This window comes from Lentzea sp. NPDC004782, from assembly GCF_040609115.1.
Lineage (GTDB): Bacteria > Actinomycetota > Actinomycetes > Mycobacteriales > Pseudonocardiaceae > Lentzea.
In genome coordinates this window covers 116,765-135,842 of the sequence record NZ_JBEXJN010000010.1, presented here as the reverse complement: position 1 = coordinate 135,842, position 19,078 = coordinate 116,765, and the positions used below count along the sequence as shown (strand labels likewise).

Below are 19,078 nucleotides of genomic sequence, written 5' to 3'. Positions count from 1 at the left end.
GAGGAGCGGTGTTCACCGGGATCGTCGAGGAACTCGGCCACGTGGTCGCCACGGAGGACCTGCCGGACGCGGCACGGATCCGCATCTCCGGGCCCATCGTGACCAGCGACGCCAAGCACGGCGACTCCATCGCGGTGAACGGCGTCTGCCTCACCGTCGTGGAGGTCGAGAACAACACCTTCACCGCCGACGTGATGCGCGAGACGCTGGTGCGCAGCAGCCTCGCGAAGGTGGCGGAGGGCGACCGGGTCAACCTGGAGCGCGCGGCCGCGGTCGGCCAGCGCCTCGGTGGCCACATCGTGCAGGGGCACGTCGACGGCACGGGAACGGTGCTGGCGCGGGAGAAGGCCGAGCACTGGGAGATCGTCCACATCGGACTTCCGCCGAAACTCGCCCGCTACGTCGTGGAAAAGGGTTCAATCACGGTCGACGGCGTGTCGCTGACGGTCGTCACGGTGTCCGAGGACGAGTTCACCGTGAGCCTGATCCCGACCACGCTGGAGCTCACCACGCTCGGGCACCGGCTGCCCGGTGACGTGGTGAACCTCGAGGTCGACGTGCTGGCGAAGTACGTCGAACGGCTGGCCACCCCGCACCTGCGGGACGACAAGGAGGCCCAGTGAGCACCGACTTCCCCGACATCGAGCGGGCGATCAAGGACATCGCGGCCGGTCGGCCGGTCGTCGTGGTCGACGACGAGGACCGCGAGAACGAGGGCGACCTGATCTTCGCCGCCGAGAAGGCGACGCCGGAGCTGCTCGCGTTCATGGTCCGCTACACGTCCGGGTACGTGTGCGTGGCGCTGCCGGAGTCCACCTGCGACCGCCTCGACCTGCCGCCGATGTACCACACGAACCAGGACCAGCGCGGCACCGCGTACACGGTCACGGTGGACGCGCGCGAGGGCATCGGCACCGGCATCTCGGCCGCCGACCGCGCCCGCACCATCCGGCTGCTCGCCGACCCGACCTCGAAGGCGAGCGACTTCACCCGGCCCGGCCACGTCGTGCCGTTGCGCGCCAAGGAAGGCGGCGTGCTGCGCCGTCCGGGGCACACCGAGGCCTCCGTCGACCTGGCCCGGCTCGCCGGTCTCTCGCCCGCGGGCGTGCTCTGCGAGATCGTGTCGCAGAAGCTCGAGGAGGAGATGGCGCACCGCGAGGAGCTGGAGGTGTTCGCCGCCGACCACGACCTCGCGCTGATCACGATCGCGGACCTGATCGCGTACCGCCGCCGGGTCGAGACGCAGGTTGAACGCGTTGCCGAGGCACGCATCCCGACCGCGCACGGCGTGTTCACCGCCGTCGGTTACGACAGCCTGCTCGACGGCATCGAGCACGTGGCGCTCGTTTACGGCGAGATCGGCGACGGCGAGGACGTGCTGGTGCGCGTGCACTCCGAGTGCCTGACCGGTGACGTGTTCGGCTCGTTGCGCTGCGACTGCGGCCCTCAGCTCGACGCGGCGCTGGAAGCCGTTGCGGCACAGGGACGTGGCGTCGTGCTGTACATGCGCGGGCACGAGGGCCGCGGCATCGGCCTGATGCACAAGCTGCAGGCCTACCAGCTGCAGGACGAGGGCGCGGACACCGTGGACGCGAACCTCGCGCTGGGCGTTCCCGCGGACGCGCGTGACTACGGCACGGGCGCGCAGATCCTCGGCGACCTCGGCATCAAGTCCATGCGGCTGCTCACGAACAACCCGGCCAAGCGCGTCGGTCTGGAGGCCGGATACGGTCTGAGGGTGCTCGACCGGGTGCCGCTGCCGATCTCCCCGAACCCGGAGAACCTGCGGTACCTGCGCACCAAGCGCGACCGGATGGGCCACGAGCTGCACCAGCTGGAGCAGTACGAGGCCGTTGTTTCCGCTACGGAGGACCAGGAATGAGCGGCGAGGGCCGTCCAGAGCAGACCCAGCTCGACGGCAAGGGCCTGAGCGTGGCGATCGCGGCCACGCGCTGGCACACCAAGATCACCGACCAGCTCGTCGAGCGCGCGCTGAAGGCCGCCGCCGACGCGGGCTGCGCCGACACGACCGTCGTGCGCGTGGCGGGGGCGATCGAGCTTCCCGTTGTGGTGCAGGAACTCGCACGCCACCACGACGCCGTCGTGGCGCTGGGCGTGGTGATCCGCGGTGGCACCCCGCACTTCGAGTACGTGTGCGACTCGGTGACCGACGGCCTGACCCGCGTCGCGCTGGACGAGTCGACGCCGGTCGGCAACGGCGTGCTGACGTGCGACACCGAGGAGCAGGCGCTGGCCCGTGCCGGCCTGCCGGACTCGGTGGAGGACAAGGGCTACGAGGCGACGGTGGCCGCGATCGACACGGCGCTGGTGCTGCGCGGCCTGCGTCAGCCGTGGACCGAGCGGGGCTTCGAGTGACGACCGTCGTCTTCCGCCCCAAGAAGATCCGCCGTGTCGCGTGGGCGTGCGCGATCTTCCTGATCGCCGTGTTCACCGTGGTCGGGCTGCTGCTGGGCAAGACCCCGACCGGCGTGGTCTTCCGCGCCTCCGACCAGGTCGCCATGATCCTCCTGGGCTTCCTGCTGGCGGGCGGGGTGCTGCTGCTGACCCGCCCGCGCGTCACCGCGGACGCCTCGGGGGTCGACGTGCGCAACGTCGTGACGTCCCACCACTTCGAGTGGAAGGACGTGCTCGCGGTGAGCTTCCCGGACGGCGCCGCGTGGGCGCGTCTGGAGCTGCCGGAGGACGAGTACATCTCGGTGATGGCCGTGCAGGCCGTGGACCGCGAGTACGCCGTTTCGTCCGTGCGCGCGCTGCGTGAACTGCACAAGGCCGCACGAAGCTGACCTGGCGCAACTGCTGAAGGCGCAGAACTTCTGCGCCTCGAGCGACGGGCTCGCCGCCGGCGAGCCGGCCCGGCCGCACCGAACCGGTGGCAGCCGCTGTCTCGACGACTGCTTCACGCGGGGAGTTCCTCGACGCCGGCCTGGTCGACGCGCTGCACGTGGCGGTGTCCCCGCTGAAACTGGGAACCGGGCTGCGGTTCCGGGAGTCACCGGACGAGCTGCGCGACCGCTTCCACCTCGACGTGGTGCCCAGCCCGAGCGGTGTCACGCACCACCTGTTCCGGCGCCGCTAGGTCCAGAGGCCGAGGATCGCGCCCGCCAGCACCAGCCCGACGATGTGGTAGCCCGCGCCGATGGCGGCGAACGTCTTCGGCGCGGGCTTGGTCATGTCGTACGTGCCGGTCACGAACATCACCGGAAGCGCGATGCCGACACCCACGAGAAGTCCGAGCAGGATGCCTTCCATGATGTTGTCGGTGTCCGACGCGGCACCGATCATCGCGGTCGCGAGCGTGGCGAGGAAGCAGGTGGCCAGCGGCACGGTGTAGATGCCCGCGCTCGTGTTCTCCGGTGGGTTCAGGTCCCACCCGGCAGCCCGTTGCCAGGCCCTGCCGAAGGCGAACTCCGCGTACCACAAGGCACCCAAGGCGAAGTACGCGATCGTGGCCACGATGACGGCGAACCAGTTCAGGTCGCCGAGCACGGTCAAGCTCATGAGGTCTCCCGCGGTGGTCAAGGTGACTTGGCATCGCGAGGTGAACGTTCACTGTTACCGGTGGTTCGGGTTCGGACATAACAGTGGTTTATGGATCATGGCCACCTGGTCCGAAGTGGACCAGACCTGGCTGCGCGACCTCAGTTCGGCACGGCGACGGCCACCGCGTCGTCCGAGATCTCGGTGCGGGTGCCGCCGACCTCGGAGAACAGCTGCCAGGTGGGGTCGTCCGGGGCGGGGTGGACGAGGGCCGCGCGGAAGCCGGGGACGACCTGGCGGGTGTAGCCGGGGTCGTCTCGCCTGGTCCACCCGGTGTTCCCGAGCTGCCAGTGGCTTTCCGGGATGGTCACCGACGTCCGCGGGCCACCGCTCGACGCGCAGAGCCACGACGAGTAGATCATGTTCAGGGTCCCGTCCTTGTCGTACCAGACGGCGGCCACACCGGATCCGTCGTCGTTGGGATCACCGGCCACGGGCGTCTCGCTCTGGGCGCCCGTGGCGAGGTTGATCAGGACGACCGACGATCGCTCCTGACAGGCTCCCGCATGGCCTGCGGTGACGTAAACCAGAGAGCGTCCGTCCGGGGAGAAGGCCGCCCGGTAGACGGCGACGTTGCCCTGGACGGCGCCGAGCGGGACCACCTGGCCGCCTGGACGCACGAGGTACAGGTTTTCCGGCCCACCGTAGGCGGACACGCCGTCGGGCGCGGCGACGAGGCTGGTCCCGTCCTCGCCGGCGAGGATCCGCAGCGGCAGGACCAGGCCGGCCTCGTCGACCTTGCGGTCGGGCAGGACGGTGGTCCCCGACACCGGCCGGGCGTTCTGGTCGGCGAGGTCGAGCGTGGTCACGACGTTGCCGGCCAGCCAGCTGATCACGCTGCCGCCCGCGGTCACCGCGTTTCGGCAGCTTCCGCACGGCACCGACCCGGTGGCCCCGGTCCGGACGTCGATGGTGGTGATGCCCGTCGAGGTCACGGCGAACACGAAGTGCCCGTCCGCTGTGTACCCGAGGCTGCGCGGGTCCGCGCTGTCAACGGCTGTCTCCGCGACCACCTTGGTCCCGCGCACGACGCCCAGACGGGTGGTGGTCAGGAACGCGTAGCTCGGTTCCGGCTCCGCTGGTGCCGCCTTGACGCTGAGCGAGGCCGCGTCGGGCGAGTTCGGGACGACGAGCCGGTCGAGGACGACCTTCAGGTCGTCGGCGGAGTCGGCGAACGTGGTGTCGGAGGCGAACTTCGCCAGCGCCTCCTTCCGGTCCTGCGGGACCTGGAAGCCGACGACCCTGATGTCGAGGTCCAGCCCCGCCGCGGCCAAGCGGTCGTCGATGGACTTCCGCGCGCCGGCCGGGTCGTTCGTGCAGGCGTCGGCGCCCGTCGTGGAGATGACGATGATCCGGTTGCGGACGCTGCCGCGGCGGGTCAGGAACCCGCTGACGCCGTCGATCGCCGCCAGGGATGACTCACAGGGACGGCAAACGGGCCGCGCACTGCCTCCGTTGGCACGAACTGTCCACGATTTGGCCAGTTGCGTGTTCCTCCGAGACGTCAGGAAAGCGCCGGGTCGAGCAGGTTCTCTCGATGCCCGCTGCGGACCATGTAGGCGACGGAGGCGTCGTAGATGGTGGTCTGCGGGGCGCCGTCCTCCAGGAAGCTGCGGATGAAGCCGCCCCTGTGAAGTCCTTGCGCTTCACGCCGTGCTCGGTCAGGTACTTGCCCGCGGGCGAGTCGGCCTGGACCGCCCAGTGCTCATCACCCGCCGTTCGACGTAGTCAGATAGCGTTAACGTGGTCGGATGCGCGCTGGGAGGGTGCGATCTGCGGCGCCGGACTCGGGGAGGCTGGAAGGACATGACCGCCAATCTCCAGTGGCCGTATGTGCCGCCGGACGGCTGGACAGCGGCCGACCTGGATCGCATCAGCCCTGACGGGCCTCATAGCGAATTGGACGCGTTGAAGCGCATCGAGTTGATCGATGGAGAGCTCATCATCACGAGTCCGCAGACCGAGTTCCACCGCCGCGTGGTGGAGCGGTTGGGTAACCAGCTGGGCAGCCAGTGCCCTGATGAGCTGACCGCCACGCGGGAGATGGATGTCCTGCTGGGGGGAGCGGCAACGGCCGTGTCCTGACGTCTCGGTGGTGGACAAGGCAGCTGCGGCAGACCTGGACCGCACGTACTACGAACCCGAGGACGTGCTCCTGGTCGTCGAGGTTGTGTCGAAGTCTTCAGAGATCCGTGACCGCGAGACGAAGCCGAAGCGGTACGCACAGGGCGGGATCAAGCATTTCTGGCGGGTGGAGAACGACGGCGGGCAGCCGGTCGTCTACGTCTACGAACTCGATCCGGCGACGACCAGCTACGCGTTGACCGGCATCTTCCACGACCGGTTGAAGACCACTGTGCCATTCTCCGTGGACATCGCGCTGGACACGTTGATCAGCTGAACCGCAAGGCGAAGGGCCGCCCACCGGAACCGGTGGGCGGCCCTTTCGGTCGTTCTGGCTAGCTGCGGACCATCTTGCGCAGGACGTACTGCATGATGCCGCCGTTGCGGTAGTAGTCGGCTTCACCGGGGGTGTCGATGCGGACGACCGCGTCGAACTCGACCTTGGTGCCGTCGGTCTTGGTGGCGACGACGTGGACGGTCGAGGGGGTGGTGCCGTTGTTGAGCTCGGTGATGCCGGTGAAGTCGAACGTCTCGGTGCCGTCGAGGCCCAGGGACGCGGCGTTCTCGCCGGCGGGGAACTGCAGTGGCAGCACGCCCATGCCGATCAGGTTCGAGCGGTGGATGCGCTCGAAGGACTCGGCGATGACGGCGCGGACGCCGAGCAGCGAGGTGCCCTTGGCGGCCCAGTCGCGCGACGAGCCGGAGCCGTACTCCTTGCCGGCGAGGACGACCAGCGGGACGCCGGCTTCGGCGTAGGCGACGGAGGCGTCGTAGATGGTGGTCTGCGGGGCGTCGTCCTCCAGGAAGTTGCGGGTGAAGCCGCCCTGGACGTCGTCGAGCAGGAGGTTGCGCAGGCGGATGTTCGCGAAGGTGCCGCGGATCATCACCTCGTGGTTGCCGCGGCGGGAGCCGTAGGAGTTGAAGTCCTTGCGCTCCACGCCGTGCTCGGTCAGGTACTTGCCCGCGGGCGAGTCGGCCTTGATCGAGCCGGCGGGGGAGATGTGGTCGGTGGTGACCGAGTCGCCGAGCAGCGCGAGGACGCGGGCACCCGAGATCTCGGTGACCGGCTTCGGTTCCATCTCCATGCCCTCGAAGTACGGGGGCTTGCGGACGTAGGTGGACTCGGCGTCCCACTCGAAGGTGTTGCCGGTCGGCGTGGGCAGGGACTGCCAGCGCTGGTCGCCCGCGAAGACGTCCGTGTAGCCCTTGGTGAAGCCCTCCGGCGAGATGGAGGTCGAGATGACCTCGGCGATCTCCTGCGGCGACGGCCAGATCTCGCTCAGGTAGACCGGCTTGCCGTCGGAGTCGTGGCCGAGCGGCTCGGTGGTGATGTCCTTGTCCATCGAACCGGCCAGCGCGTACGCCACGACGAGCGGCGGCGACGCGAGGTAGTTCATCTTGATGTCCGGGTTGATCCGGCCCTCGAAGTTGCGGTTGCCCGACAGCACCGAGACGACGGCGAGGTCACCGGACTGCACGCCGGCCGAGATCTCCTCCTGCAGCGGGCCCGAGTTGCCGATGCAGGTGGTGCAGCCGTAGCCGACCAGGTGGAAGCCGAGCTTCTCCAGGTACGGCATGAGGCCCGCGCGCTCGTAGTAGTCCATGACGACCTTCGAGCCCGGCGCCAGGGTCGTCTTGACCCACGGCTTGCGCTCCAGGCCGCGCTCGACGGCCTTCTTCGCGAGCAGGGCCGCGCCGAGCATCACGGACGGGTTCGAGGTGTTGGTGCAGGACGTGATCGCGGCGATCGCGACGGCGCCGTGGTCCAGCTCGAACTCGTTGCCGTCGACGGTGACCTTGACCGGGTTCGAGGGACGGCCCTGCGCGCCCTCGGCGGCGGTCTGGATGCGCGGTGCGCCCTTGCCGTTCTCGCCCTCGTGCACGGCGATCGGGTCGGAGGCGGGGAACGTCTCGTCGATCGCCTCGTCGACGTCGGACTTCTCGTCCTCGACGTGCGCGACGTAGTCCTTGAGCGACGCGCGGAAGGAGGCCTTCGCGTTCGTCAGCTCGATGCGGTCCTGCGGGCGCTTCGGGCCGGCGATGGACGGGACGACCGTCGCCAGGTCGAGCTCCAGCGTCTCGGAGTACACGGCCTCGCGGGACGGGTCGTGCCAGAGGCCCTGCTCCTTGGCGTAGGCCTCGACGAGCGCGATCTGCTCCTCGGAACGGCCGGTCAGGCGCAGGTAGTCGATGGTCTCGCCGTCGATCGGGAAGATGCCGACCGTGGAGCCGAACTCCGGCGACATGTTGCCGATCGTGGCGCGGTTCGCGAGCGGCACGGCGCCGACGCCCTCGCCGTAGAACTCGACGAACTTGCCGACGACGCCCTGCTTGCGCAGCATCTCGGTGATCGTGAGCACCAGGTCGGTGGCGGTGGCGCCCGCGGGCAGCTCACCGGAGAGCTTGAAGCCGACGACGCGCGGGATCAGCATCGAGACCGGCTGGCCGAGCATCGCGGCCTCGGCCTCGATGCCGCCGACGCCCCAGCCCAGCACGCCGATGCCGTTGACCATCGTGGTGTGCGAGTCGGTGCCGACCAGCGTGTCCGGGTAGGCCTGGCCGTTGCGGACCATGACGACGCGCGCGAGGTGCTCGATGTTGACCTGGTGCACGATGCCGGTGCCGGGCGGGACGACCTTGAACTCGTCGAACGCCGTCTGGCCCCAGCGCAGGAACTGGTAGCGCTCCTTGTTGCGCTCGTACTCCAGGTCGACGTTGAGCTCGAACGCGTCCGGGCGGCCGAAGACGTCGGCGATGACCGAGTGGTCGATCACGAGCTCGGCGGGGGCGAGCGGGTTCACCTTCTCGGCGTCGCCGCCGAGCTGGGTGACGGCCTCGCGCATGGTGGCGAGGTCGACGACGCACGGCACACCGGTGAAGTCCTGCATCACGACGCGCGCCGGCGTGAACTGGATCTCGGTGTTGGGCTCTGCGGCAGGGTCCCAGTTGGCGAGAGCGCGCACGTGGTCGGCGGTGATGTTCGCGCCGTCCTCGGTCCGCAGCAGGTTCTCCAGCAGGATCTTCAGGCTGAACGGAAGACGCTCGGCGCCCTCCACGGCGCTCAGCCGGAACACCTCGTACGAGGCGTCGCCGACGTTGAGCGTGCCGCGGGCGCCGAAGCTGTCCTTGCTAGCTGGTGCAGTCACGTGCAACTCCATCTGGTGACAGCGCGGTGGTCAGTTCGGGGTACGGGGAGAGTCTTCCTCACCGGGTCGACCACTGCCCCTCGACCCCAAACAGTACGCGTGTCCTGTTAGCCGGTTCAAGGCAGGTTGCCCTAAGTCACGTGACGTTGCGTTGCACCCCGGCCCACCTGCGCCGGGCGGACTCGTCAAGATCGATGTCGGCCGGCGTCGAGGGGTAGCCCGGCCGGGGCGGAGGGGGTGTACCGGGCTACCCGCGGAAAGGCGGCGAGGCTACGCGCCGCCGTGGTCCCTGACGACCCGCCTGGCCGAGGCGAAGAGCATGCCGATGTTGACCGACTTCGGGCACACGACGACGGCGACGACGTCCTCGTGGTGGTTGTTGCGGATGAACAGGTGCGTGAGGTTGCTGCTGTTGACCAGGATTTCCTGGAAGTAGTGCTCGGAGCTCGCGATGCCGCGCCGCTCCTTGAAAACGTCCTCGATCATGGTCACCGTGCGGCCCTGGAACAGGTCCAGCGTCGCGCCGGCGAGCAGGTCGAGCACCTCGGACGGGTGACTCTCGGTCGTCTCGAACGAAAGCAGCATGCCGGTGGCCATGTCGACGATTCCGGCGGCCACGCAGCCCTGCACCTCCTGTCGCAGGTGCCTGACCATTGCGGCCATCTGGTCGGACATCGGTCTGTTGCTCATCTCGGGCTTCGTCACTTCACTTTTCTTTTCGGGCGGTGGTGGGAACGGGGCCTGGCTGGTCGAAAATCAGGGAGCTTTCCTCTCTGGTTGTTTGAAGAGCTTCGGCAGCAGCTGGCGGCGCAACGACCGGGGCAGCGGCACGGCCGGCTGCGGGTCCGCCGCGACGGCCGCGGGGTTCGCGACCACCGTCAGCAGGCCGTCGGAGACCATCCGGCAGGCCTCGACCGTCACCGGGAAGACGCTGCGCCCCGACGCGAACGCGATGTCGCGCGCGGTCTGCCTGCCGGTGGCGTGCGAGAGGATCTCCGCCCGTGCGGGGACGAGTTCGCTCAGGTCGGCGTCGTGCGACGGGCTGAGACGGTCGCGGTGGGGCGAGAGCGGGTGCTTCAGCGCGAGCAGTGAGGTGATCCGCCGCGAGGTCTCCTGCAGCAGGCGGACGGGGTCGATCGCGGTCGCCATCGCGACCGGGACGTCGAGTGTCTGCGGGGTGAAGAGGCAGTCCTCGACGTCCCCCGCGACGATCGTGAACGCGGCGTCCTGCGTGGCCATCATGGCGACGACGTGCAGCTCGGTCTCGCCGAGGGCGGATTCGCTGATCCGCCTGGTGCGCGACAACAACGCGTCCGGCCCGGGCGAACCGGGGCTTTCCACGCAGACGATTCCGCCTTCGCGCAGGTGAATTCTGCCGCCGGGATTTCCCAGGACGTGCAGCGTGCCCGTGGCGCGTGCCGCATCTCGTCCGGTCAACGCGCCCGCGAGCAGATCGAAGGAGAATTGCGCAGCGCTTTTCAGGGGTGTCACCCGCATTCGGTCGAACTGAGCTTGAGCAAACTCATCTTTGTTGCTCGGGTGACGGTTTGTCGCCACGGTTCACTCGATCGTGTGAAAAGTGAGGCGACTATATTTATCGGACATGCATGTGATGTCACGCGGAGTTTTCTCAAACGAACATGAGAATGATTCCGAAGGCGCCCAGCATCAGCAGTTTCCCGCATTCGAGCACGATGTAGGCGAGGTGGACGCGGGAGCGGGGAGGCGTCCCTCCGTCGATGATGAGCTGGGCCCTCGCCTCCAGCCGGGGACGCAGCACGACGACCTGGACTGCCAGCGTCGCGGCGAGGGCGGTCATCAGCACAGTGGCGGCGAGCGGGCGCGGGGCCGGTGCGAGCGTGATCGCGGTGGCCGCCGCGAGCACGATCTCCGCGGCGTTGAGTGCGCGGAACACGAGCCGGCCGATGCCCAGGCCGAGGGGCAGCGTGATGCCGGGCGCGCGGAACTTGAGCGGTGCCTCGACGGAGATCGCCAGGACCATGCCGAACCAGATGCACGCCAAAGCGAGCGGAAGTGGTGTCATGAATGGTTATCTTGGCGTGGTGCTCCTCGACCAGGTTTCGAAGCGGTACGGGCGCGGGCAGTGGGTGCTGCGCGACCTCACGCTGGAGGTCTCCGGCCTGACCGTGCTGACCGGCGCCAACGGCACCGGCAAGTCCACGTTGCTCAAGATCGCCGCCGGGGTGCTGAAGCCGACGTCCGGGCGGGTGAAGCGGCCGGCGTCCGTCGGCTACGTGCCGGAACGGTTCCCGTCGGACGTGAAGATGTCCGCGTCGTCGTACCTGGCGCACCTGGGGCGGATTCGCCGGACCGCGGCGGGCGATGTGCTGGAACGACTGGGTTTCGCGGGTTCACTGACGGCGCCGATGTCGGAGCTGTCCAAGGGCAACGCGCAGAAGGTCGCGCTGGCGCAGGCGTTCCTGGCCACCGACCTGTTGGTGCTCGACGAGCCGTGGACCGGCCTCGATCCGGCCGCCGCCGCAGAGCTGGTGTCGATGTTGGAGGGACGCACGGCGCTGGTGTCCGACCACGAGGGGCACCTCGCGTCGGCCACTCGGGTCGACCTCGCGGGCGGGCACGTGACGATCGAGCTGAGCCGGGTCGTCGGGCTGGAAGCCCTGGAGGCGTTGGAAGGCGTGCGCTCGGTGTTGTCGCGGGGGTCGTCGGCGCGGGTCGTGGTGGCGCCGGACCGGAGCGATGAGGTGCTGGCCGAGGCGTTGCGGCTCGGCTGTTCGGTGCGGAGCGTGCGGTGATCTCGCTCGTCCGGTACCTCGCGGCGGATGTCCTTCGGGGACAACGGTTCCTCGCGCCGATGCTGGTGTTCCTCGGCGTGCTCGGGATGTTGTTCTCCTACGACCCGGGACCGCAGCTGTCGGCGTTCTCCGGGTCGGCGGCGCTGATCTACCCGATCGGCGCGTGGCTGGCCGTCGTCGTGGCGACCTCCGAGGACGTCGTGCGGCGGGAGATCACCGTCGTGTCGGCGGGCGGGTGGCCGCGGGTGCTGACGGCGGTCGCCGTGACGGCGGTGGTGTTCGGGCTGGCGTTCGCGGTGGTGGCGACGGTGTGGGCGGTGGTCGCGAGCCCGCGCCCGTACACCGTGCCGCAGGTGCTCGCGGGTCTCGGGGTGCACGGGGTCTCGGTGCTGCTCGGCATCGGTGTCGGGCTGATGTTCGCCCGGCCGGTGTTCGACGCCATCGGCCGGACCGTGCTGGTCGTGTTCGGCGTCGTGGTGATGACCTATCCGCTCGGGCGCCACACGCCGCTCGGGTGGGTGCTGGACACGTTGGGGGACAACCAGGTCACGCTGTCGACCCTGTGGGCGGGCCTGGTCGGTGCCGCCCTGGTGTCCGGTGCGGTGGTCCTGGGGGTGCGGCGGGTCTGATGCGGGTCAACGTGCTCGGGCCGTTGCAGGTCCTCGCCTCCGACGGGACTGTGCTCGAAGTGCGCGGGAAACGGTTGCGGTGGCTGCTGATCCGGCTCGCGATGGAACCCGGCCAGGTGGTGGCCTCGGAGCGGTTGATCGCGGACCTGTGGGTGGACGAGCCGCCGGTGGACGGCCCGGCGGCGTTGCAGTCGCTCGTGTCGCGGCTGCGGCGGACGCTGGGGGCCTCGGTGGTGTCGTCGCACGCGCTGGGCTACCGGCTGGAGGCGGCGACCGACGTCGAGGAGTTCACCCGGACGCGGTCGGCGGCGTTGTGGCGCGGGGCGGCGTTCGAGGACGCGCCGTTCGCGGTGGACGAGGCCGTGCGGCTGGCGTTGCTGCGCGACGACCTCGCCGGGCTGGAGGCGCTGGCCGCCGCGCATCCGTTGCGGGAGGACGTCCAGGCCCGGTTGATGCTCGCGTTGCACGCGGCCGGGCGCCGGTCGGATGCGCTGGGTGTCCACGAACGGGTTCGTGCCGCGCTGGCGGACGAGCTCGGCGTGGATCCCGGTGAGGCGTTGGCGGCGGCGCATCTGACCGTGCTGCGCGAACGGCCGGTGCGGGGCAACCTGCCGGCCGCGGTCGGGTCGTTCGTCGGACGGGACTCGGACTTGGCGCGGTTGTCGGCGTTGTTGCGGGACAACCGGTTGGTGACGCTGACCGGGTTCGGCGGGGTGGGCAAGACCCGGCTTGCGCTGATGTGCGCGGCCTCGGTCGCGCAGGCGTGGTTCGTCGAGCTGGACTCCGCCGCCGAACCGCTGGCCGCGCTGGATGCGGCCTTGGGGCCGAACCCGTTGGCGACGCCGTTGTTCGCGCGGCTCGGGTCGTCGCTGGTGGTGCTGGACAACTGCGAGCACGTGGTCTCCGCGGCGGCCGCGCTCTGCGAGCAGCTGCTGGCCGCGGCGCCGGACGTGCGGGTGCTGGCGACCTCGCGGGAACCGCTGGGGATTCCGGGCGAGGTCGTGCATCCCGTGGCGCCGCTGGACCTCGATCACGCCGTGCGGTTGTTCACGGCACGGGTCGGCGCGGCGTTCGATCCGGACGTGGCGCGGCGGCTTTGTGCCGCGCTGGACGGGATTCCGCTGGCGGTGGAGCTGGCGGCGGCGCGGGCGCGGTCGCTGTCGGCCGCGCAGCTTCAGGCTCGGGTGGACAGCCGGTTGCGGCTGCTCGACCGGGGGCCGCGGACCGGGCCGTTGCGGCACCGGACGTTGCGGGCGGTGATCGACTGGAGCTGGGAGCTGCTGGACCCCGCCGAGCGGTTGTTGCTGGCGCGGCTGGGAGTTTTCGTGGGCGGGGCCACGGCTGCGGCAGTGCACGCCGTGTGCGGGGCAGGCTTGCGCAGGGGTACCCCCGTGCTGGGAACCCCTGCGTTTCAACGTACTCCGGGGCACCGACAAGATCAGGATCTCTGGGACACCGAGGACCTGCTGGCCGCGCTGGTGGAGAAGTCGCTGGTGGTCAGGACGGGGGAGCGGTACCGGCTGCTGGAGACCGTCCGCGAGTACGCGCTCGAACAGGGGCGGGCCGATCCCGCCGCGCACGCCGCCTACTACGTGGCGCTGGCCGAGCAGAACGAGCCGTTGCTCAGGGGACCGCGCCAGCTCGACGCGCTCAAGGTCTTCGACGCCGAACGCGGCAACCTCGACGCCGCGCAGACGTGGGCCGTGCGGCACGACGCGGTGCTCGCCCGCAGGGTGATGGCCGCCCGCACCTGGCACCTGCTCGTGATGACCAAGCGGTTCGAGGAGATGCACCGGTGGGCGTCGCTCACGCCGGACGACCCGCTGTCGGACGTGCTGACGTCGCTGGGCACGCCCAGGGCCGTCGCCGCGGCCCGGCGGCTGTGGGAGGCGGACGTGCCCACCGCCCTCTGCGCGTTGATGCTGACCAGCGCGCAGGTGTGGGGCTCGGCGGAGCTGGGGGAACGGCTTTCCGAGCTGGCCGACCGGCTGGAGCGGTCGCCCGACGAGTGGATGCGCGCGTTCTCGGCGCTGCTCAGGGGCGTGGTGGCCGGTGAGTTCAGCGACGGCGCGGCGCCGGTGGCCGAGGGCTGGTACCGGCGGGCGCTGGAGGGGTTCCGCGCGGTGGGTGACCGGTGGGCCATCGTGTTCGGGCTGTCGTGCCTGGTCATGGTGCTGATCAACCGCGGCGCGTTCGCCGAGGGGTTCAAGGCCGTGTCCGAGGCGCGTGAGGTCGCGGAGGAGCTCGGCGAGCCGGAGTCGGTGCTGGTGCCGATGTCGGTGCTGATGCAGACGGCGCGGCTCAAGATCCGGATCGGCGACCTCGACGGGGCTCGTGAGGACCTGATGCGCGTGCCGGTCTCGGCCGGCCTCGACCGGGCGCGCGTGCTGCAGGTCCACGGCGAGATGGCCTACTTCAGCGGTGACTTCGAGCAGGCCGTGGCGCTGTACCGGCAGGCGCTGCACGCCACGGCGGACTCGCTCGCGACCCAGTTCCGCGCGACCGTCCACGCCGGACTGGGGCTGGCGCTGACCCGCCTCGGCCATCTCGGCGAGGCGGGCGACGAGCACCGGCGCGCGCTCGACACCGTCTCCGTGAGCGCCGACGGGCCCGCACGGGCGATCGTGCTGGAGCGGTACGCGGACTGGCTGTGCGCCCAGGGCGACCCCCGCAGTGCGGGAGAGGCCCTGGACGAGGCGGAACGGCTACGCGGCGGCCCCAGCAGCGACCCGTCGGTGGTGCAGCTGCGTGACCGGGTTCGCGCCGAAGTAGGCGTCGATCGCTGACCGGCCGACCGCGGCGACGTAGCCGTCCGGGCGCACCAGCACCGGGCCGTCGGGCAGGTCCAGCGTCACGAAGTCCGGTCCCCGCAACAGGTCGAAGATGCGGCCGTGCGCGGTGTGCCCGTCGGGCATGCGGTCACCGGCCTGCAGGCCGTCGCCGTCGGACGTCCGGTACGACAACGACAGCTGCAGCGTCTGGTCGTCGCGCTTCTGGAACGGGTTGCCGGACGCCATGATCTCGGTCGTCAGGCCCAGTAACCACTCGGCGACCGGCTTGCGCTCGGCCTCGTAGGTGTCGAGCAGCGTTTCCATCGCGAGCTTCCAGCCCAGGTTGTAGGCGTCCTGGATGCCCGTGTTCATGCCCTGCGCACCGGCCGGGGAGTGGACGTGCGCGGCGTCGCCCGCGAGGAAGACGCGGCCGACCCGGAACCGGTCGACCATGCGGATGTTGGTGCGGTACAACGACATCCACGTCGCCTCGTGCACCACGACGTCGTCCAGCCCGGTGCGCTCGCGCACGATCCGCCGGTAGAGCTCCAGCGAGGGTTCGCCGTCTCCCGTCGCCTGGAACTGGTAGAGGTCAGTGCCGGGCAACGGGCACAGGCCGAGCCACTGGCCGTCGTCGGTGCTCCAGCCGTGCCAGTACTCGCGGTCCAGGCCGGACACGCGGACGTCGCCGACGAGCATCCGCTGGTCCTCCCACGTCTCGCCGACGAACTGCACGCCGAGATGCTTGCGCACGAACGACTTCCCGCCGTCACACCCGACGAGGTACTTGGCGCGCACGGTCTCCGGGCCGACCACCGCCGTGACCCCGTTGTCGTCCTGGAAGAACGACGTGAGCGGCATGCCGTACTCGACGGTCCCCTCGGGCAGCGCGTCGCGCATGATCTGCTCGACCCGGAACTGCGGGATGAGCATGGTGCTCGCGTACGGGCGGTCGGCCGTGGGCTCGCGGCCCTCGTGCATGTCCCACTCGCGCAGCACTTCGCGCCCCTTGTAGTGACGGTGGCGCATGTGGAACTTGCCGGACGCGAGCACGGGCTCGATCAGGCCCAGGTCGTGGAAGACCTCCATCGACCGCGGCTGCAGGCCCTTGCCGCGCGAACCGGCGAACGGGGCGGGCGCCGCGTCGACGACGCGGAACGGCACGCCGCGGCGGGAGAGGTCGAGAGCCAGGGTGAGGCCGGTCGCGCCGGCGCCGATGATCAGAACCTGTGTGTCCATGGCGGCAACACTGCCCCCATGAACTGCCACGGCCCTGTCACCGCGCTGTTGCGGGTGACAGGGCCGTATCTGACCTGCGAAGCCTTACTTCTTGATCAGTGCGATCAGCGCGTCGACGTCCTTGGGCTCGAAGCCGCGGAACAGCGTCAGCGCCAGCTCGTAGTACGAGCGGACCGGGCTCACGTACCACTTGCCGCCGACCTCGGTCGAGACGACGCCGACACCGGTCTTCATGACCGACGCGGCCACCCGGCCGATGATCTCGACGGCCTGCGCCGGGATCTTGCCGCCGCCCTGCTGCTGCAGCAGCTGCGCGATCTCGTCGGCGCAGAGCTTCTGCGAGCCCTGGCCGGGAACCTCGGCGGCGTAGCAGTCGCCGTCACGGGTGATCGAGACGGTGTCGCCCTCGACCGTCACCGACAGCTTCTTCACGGTGACCTGCTTGCCGCCCGTGACGTCCTTGACGTCGGTCTCCAGGGCGTTCAGCTTGGCGCCGGTCGGGCCCACCTTGCCCGCCTGCTCCAGCAGCAGCGGGCCCAGGTCCTGCAGCACACCGGCCTCGTCCGGCGGCAGCAGCGAGATGACCGTCTTCAGGTCGCCGTCCAGCGCGGCGGTGACGAGCTGCTTGGCGGCGTCCTGCGCGGAGCCGGCGCCCTGCGGCGCGAAGCCCTGCTGCGGCCACTTGAGCTTCTCCTTCTCGAGCGCGACGTTCGCGATGGTGTAGAAGGCGCTCGGGTACCACTTGTCCTTGACCTTGATCGTGGCGATGCCGATCGGGGCGCCGCGTTTCTGCACCTCGGCGGTGATGTCCCAGGTCTTCGTCTCGGACTTGGTCAGGCTGACCTTGTCGCCGATCGCGTCCATCAGCTTGTCGGTCAGCGGGACCTTCGAGATGTCCGAGGTGACCGTGATCTTGCCCTCGACCAGCTTGTTGATGGTGAGGTGGTCGTTGATCTTCTCGGCCTTGGCCTCGTCGAACTTGATGTTCTCGCTCTTGAACTCGACGCCCGACAGCTTGTTCGGGTCGGCGTCGGGCTTGAGGATCTCGAGCCGCTTCATCTCCTTCGTCATCGAGTCCATGTAGTCCTTCGACAACGCGGCCTCGGCGGGCGCCAGCGACGCCATGATGCCGACGACGTCACCGCTGCCGAGCTGGTCGATGAGGTTCTTCGCGGCCACGGCGGGGGTGTCCTGGCCCGCGTTCGCCGCCGGGTCGGACTTCTTCAGCGCGAAGAACGTGACGGCGCCGCCCACGAGCAGCAGCACGGCGACGACGGCCGTGATGACCAGGCCGGTGCGCTTCTTCTTCGGCGGCTGCCCGCCCATCGGGGCGTAGCCGTACGGCTGCTGGTCGAAGCCCTGCTGGGGGAAGCCCTGCGGTCCGGTCTGCGGGTAACCCTGCTGCGGGAAGCCCTGCGGACCGGTCTGCGGGTGACCACCCGGCTGCTGGGGCTGCTGCGGGTAACCACCCTGCTGCGGGTAGCCGCCCTGCTGGGGCTGTTGCCCGTACGGGTTGTTCTGCGGCTGCCACTGGCCGCCGCCACCACCTGGGTAGCTCACGGATTCCCTCCCGGAGTTCTCACTGCGCTGCGCCTGTTGGAGGTGAGCACCGTGATCGCCCCCACGATCGTCAGTACGGCACCGGCAAGGGTGACGGCCGGTCCGGCGATGCTGATTCCGACCAACGCGCCCTTGCTGTCCCCTTGGACCGCGGCCAGCAGGGCCACGGTTCCCGCGATCGTGCCAAAGAGAAGGCCGACGCACCCGGCGATTCGACGAAATCGGACCACGTAGAGGACCGCGGCGATCATCGCGAGCGGGGTGAGACCCACCCAGACCGCCGTGACGACGCCGCCGGCCACCCCGTCCAACCCGGCCAGATCACGCAGCGAAAGCACCTCGTAACTGTCCCTCGTGGTCGTTCCGGACTTGAGCCAGGGAAGGAAAGTCCCCGTGATGGACGTGATCAGGCCCACTGCCGCGATGGCGGCTCCCACTGCGCTGCGCACCGGACTAGTGTGAACCGATGCCCACCGACGCCTGCGAAGCGGCACGGGCGCTGGTCGCGTCCGCGCACCGGATCACCGTGCTGACGGGCGCCGGGGTCTCCACCGATTCGGGCATCCCGGACTTCCGCGGCCCGGACGGGCTGTGGACGCGTGACGCCGACGCCGGGCGCACCGCGTCGCTGGACGCCTACCTCTCCGATCCCGAGGTGCGCAGGCTCGCCTGGCGGACGCGGCTCCACAGTCCCGTGTGGACGGCCCAGCCCAACGCCGCGCACAAGGCGTTGGTGGAGCTGGAACGGTCGGGGCGGCTGCGCACCATCGTCACCCAGAACATCGACGGCCTGCACCAGAAAGCGGGCTCCGACCCGCATCGCGTGCTGGAGCTGCACGGCACGTTGCACGCGACCGTGTGCCTCGCATGTGGTGCCACCGGTCCGATGCGGGACGCGTTGAAGCGCGTCGCGGAGGGGGAGCCGGAGCCGGACTGCCCGCGGTGCCGGGGCATCCTCAAGTCCGCCACGATCTCGTTCGGACAGGAGCTCGACGGCGAGGTGCTGCGCCGCTCCCGGCTCGCGGTCCTCGACTGCGACGTGCTGCTCGTGGCCGGGACGTCGCTGTCCGTGCAACCCGCCGCCGGACTCGTGCCGCTGGCCGCGCGGGCGGGCGCACAGGTGATCATCTGCAACGCCGAACCGACGCCGTACGACGGCGTGGCGGCCGTGGTCCTGCACGAACCGGTCGGCGAGGTGTTGCCGGATCTCAGTTCGGTTCCTCCATCCGGGGGAGGCCGATTCTCGTCCTGGGGAGATCCGAGCACCTGGCCGTAGG

At 69.8% G+C, this 19,078-nt stretch carries 19 protein-coding genes and 1 pseudogene; 11 read left to right on the top strand and 9 right to left on the bottom strand.

The genetic code is table 11. The annotated features are described in order from the left end of the window. Positions 1 to 8: 8 nt before the first annotated feature. The 5 genes and pseudogenes from ABZV40_RS12325 to ABZV40_RS12305 form a co-directional block, all read left to right on the top strand. Positions 9 to 623, top strand: a complete 615-nt coding sequence (locus tag ABZV40_RS12325) for a riboflavin synthase (protein WP_355439003.1) — start codon at positions 9 to 11, stop codon at positions 621 to 623. Then, positions 620 to 1,882 carry a bifunctional 3,4-dihydroxy-2-butanone-4-phosphate synthase/GTP cyclohydrolase II gene (locus tag ABZV40_RS12320; RefSeq protein ID WP_355439001.1) on the top strand — a complete coding sequence of 421 codons (1,263 nt, stop codon included), beginning with the start codon at positions 620 to 622 and terminating at the stop codon, positions 1,880 to 1,882. The genes ABZV40_RS12325 and ABZV40_RS12320 overlap by 4 nt, the downstream gene beginning before the upstream one ends. Further along, on the top strand, positions 1,879 to 2,376 hold the full coding sequence (gene ribH / locus ABZV40_RS12315) for a 6,7-dimethyl-8-ribityllumazine synthase (protein ID WP_355438999.1): 498 nt from the start codon (positions 1,879 to 1,881) through the stop codon (positions 2,374 to 2,376). Before ABZV40_RS12320 ends, ribH begins: the two co-directional genes overlap by 4 nt. After that, positions 2,373 to 2,804, top strand: coding sequence for a PH domain-containing protein (locus ABZV40_RS12310; protein ID WP_355438997.1), 432 nt, complete (start codon positions 2,373 to 2,375; stop codon positions 2,802 to 2,804). The genes ribH and ABZV40_RS12310 overlap by 4 nt, the downstream gene beginning before the upstream one ends. 122 nt (positions 2,805 to 2,926) lie before the next feature. After that, positions 2,927 to 3,097 (top strand): annotated as a pseudogene (locus ABZV40_RS12305) (deaminase); the annotation flags it as partial. Here the strand turns inward: ABZV40_RS12305 and ABZV40_RS12300 are convergent. Both ABZV40_RS12300 and ABZV40_RS12295 read right to left on the bottom strand, forming a co-directional pair. Further along, positions 3,094 to 3,519, bottom strand: coding sequence for a DUF1761 domain-containing protein (locus tag ABZV40_RS12300; RefSeq protein ID WP_355438995.1), 426 nt, complete (start codon positions 3,517 to 3,519; stop codon positions 3,094 to 3,096). The pseudogene ABZV40_RS12305 and the gene ABZV40_RS12300 sit on opposite strands and share 4 nt — an antisense overlap. A 140-nt stretch (positions 3,520 to 3,659) precedes the next feature. Next, entirely contained in the window at positions 3,660 to 4,832 is a 1,173-nt protein-coding gene (locus tag ABZV40_RS12295; RefSeq protein WP_355438994.1) for a hypothetical protein, read from the bottom strand. 532 nt (positions 4,833 to 5,364) lie between these two features. On the opposite strand from ABZV40_RS12295, the gene ABZV40_RS12290 reads away from it, so the two are divergent. Together ABZV40_RS12290 and ABZV40_RS12285 are read left to right on the top strand one after the other, a co-directional pair. After that, positions 5,365 to 5,643: a Uma2 family endonuclease gene (locus ABZV40_RS12290; protein WP_355438992.1), complete on the top strand. Its 279-nt coding sequence runs from the start codon at positions 5,365 to 5,367 to the stop codon at positions 5,641 to 5,643. 10 nt (positions 5,644 to 5,653) lie between these two features. Then, positions 5,654 to 5,959: a Uma2 family endonuclease gene (locus tag ABZV40_RS12285; RefSeq protein WP_355438990.1), complete on the top strand. Its 306-nt coding sequence runs from the start codon at positions 5,654 to 5,656 to the stop codon at positions 5,957 to 5,959. Between the two features lie 58 nt (positions 5,960 to 6,017). Here ABZV40_RS12285 and acnA read toward each other — a convergent pair whose 3' ends face one another. The 4 genes from acnA to ABZV40_RS12265 form a co-directional block, all read right to left on the bottom strand. Further along, positions 6,018 to 8,828 carry an aconitate hydratase AcnA gene (gene acnA, locus ABZV40_RS12280; protein WP_355438988.1) on the bottom strand — a complete coding sequence of 937 codons (2,811 nt, stop codon included), beginning with the start codon at positions 8,826 to 8,828 and terminating at the stop codon, positions 6,018 to 6,020. A gap of 270 nt (positions 8,829 to 9,098) precedes the next feature. Beyond that, a complete protein-coding gene (locus ABZV40_RS12275; protein ID WP_355438986.1) occupies positions 9,099 to 9,518 on the bottom strand; it encodes a hypothetical protein in 420 nt (139 codons plus the stop codon). A 66-nt stretch (positions 9,519 to 9,584) separates the two neighbouring features. Continuing rightward, positions 9,585 to 10,319 (bottom strand): hypothetical protein, encoded by a 735-nt coding sequence (locus ABZV40_RS12270; protein WP_355438984.1) that lies wholly within the window; start codon positions 10,317 to 10,319, stop codon positions 9,585 to 9,587. A gap of 139 nt (positions 10,320 to 10,458) precedes the next feature. Then, the gene (locus ABZV40_RS12265) at positions 10,459 to 10,872 is read right to left on the bottom strand and encodes a hypothetical protein (protein ID WP_355438982.1); all 414 of its coding nucleotides are present in this window, start codon (positions 10,870 to 10,872) and stop codon (positions 10,459 to 10,461) included. On the opposite strand from ABZV40_RS12265, the gene ABZV40_RS12260 reads away from it, so the two are divergent. Genes ABZV40_RS12260 through ABZV40_RS12250 form a run of 3 tightly spaced genes read left to right on the top strand, consistent with a single transcriptional unit; the run spans position 10,871 to position 15,017 of the window. Beyond that, complete coding sequence (locus ABZV40_RS12260; protein WP_355438980.1) at positions 10,871 to 11,602, top strand: ATP-binding cassette domain-containing protein; 732 nt, start codon at positions 10,871 to 10,873, stop codon at positions 11,600 to 11,602. The two genes, ABZV40_RS12265 and ABZV40_RS12260, sit on opposite strands and share 2 nt — an antisense overlap. Then, entirely contained in the window at positions 11,599 to 12,231 is a 633-nt protein-coding gene (locus ABZV40_RS12255; protein ID WP_355438978.1) for a hypothetical protein, read from the top strand. The genes ABZV40_RS12260 and ABZV40_RS12255 overlap by 4 nt, the downstream gene beginning before the upstream one ends. Continuing rightward, positions 12,231 to 15,017 carry a BTAD domain-containing putative transcriptional regulator gene (locus ABZV40_RS12250; protein ID WP_355438976.1) on the top strand — a complete coding sequence of 929 codons (2,787 nt, stop codon included), beginning with the start codon at positions 12,231 to 12,233 and terminating at the stop codon, positions 15,015 to 15,017. Before ABZV40_RS12255 ends, ABZV40_RS12250 begins: the two co-directional genes overlap by 1 nt. Here ABZV40_RS12250 and ABZV40_RS12245 read toward each other — a convergent pair. From ABZV40_RS12245 to ABZV40_RS12235, 3 genes are all read right to left on the bottom strand, one after another. Further along, positions 14,937 to 16,241: an FAD-dependent monooxygenase gene (locus tag ABZV40_RS12245; protein WP_355438974.1), complete on the bottom strand. Its 1,305-nt coding sequence runs from the start codon at positions 16,239 to 16,241 to the stop codon at positions 14,937 to 14,939. The two genes, ABZV40_RS12250 and ABZV40_RS12245, sit on opposite strands and share 81 nt — an antisense overlap. A gap of 84 nt (positions 16,242 to 16,325) precedes the next feature. After that, positions 16,326 to 17,801: a flagellar basal body protein FliL gene (locus tag ABZV40_RS12240; protein WP_355438972.1), complete on the bottom strand. Its 1,476-nt coding sequence runs from the start codon at positions 17,799 to 17,801 to the stop codon at positions 16,326 to 16,328. After that, positions 17,798 to 18,250, bottom strand: coding sequence for a hypothetical protein (locus tag ABZV40_RS12235; RefSeq protein WP_355438971.1), 453 nt, complete (start codon positions 18,248 to 18,250; stop codon positions 17,798 to 17,800). The genes ABZV40_RS12240 and ABZV40_RS12235 overlap by 4 nt, the downstream gene beginning before the upstream one ends. A gap of 17 nt (positions 18,251 to 18,267) precedes the next feature. Here ABZV40_RS12235 and ABZV40_RS12230 point away from each other — a divergent pair, with 17 nt between their 5' ends. Then, the gene (locus tag ABZV40_RS12230) at positions 18,268 to 19,077 is read left to right on the top strand and encodes a Sir2 family NAD-dependent protein deacetylase (protein ID WP_355438969.1); all 810 of its coding nucleotides are present in this window, start codon (positions 18,268 to 18,270) and stop codon (positions 19,075 to 19,077) included. Position 19,078 lies beyond the last annotated feature (1 nt).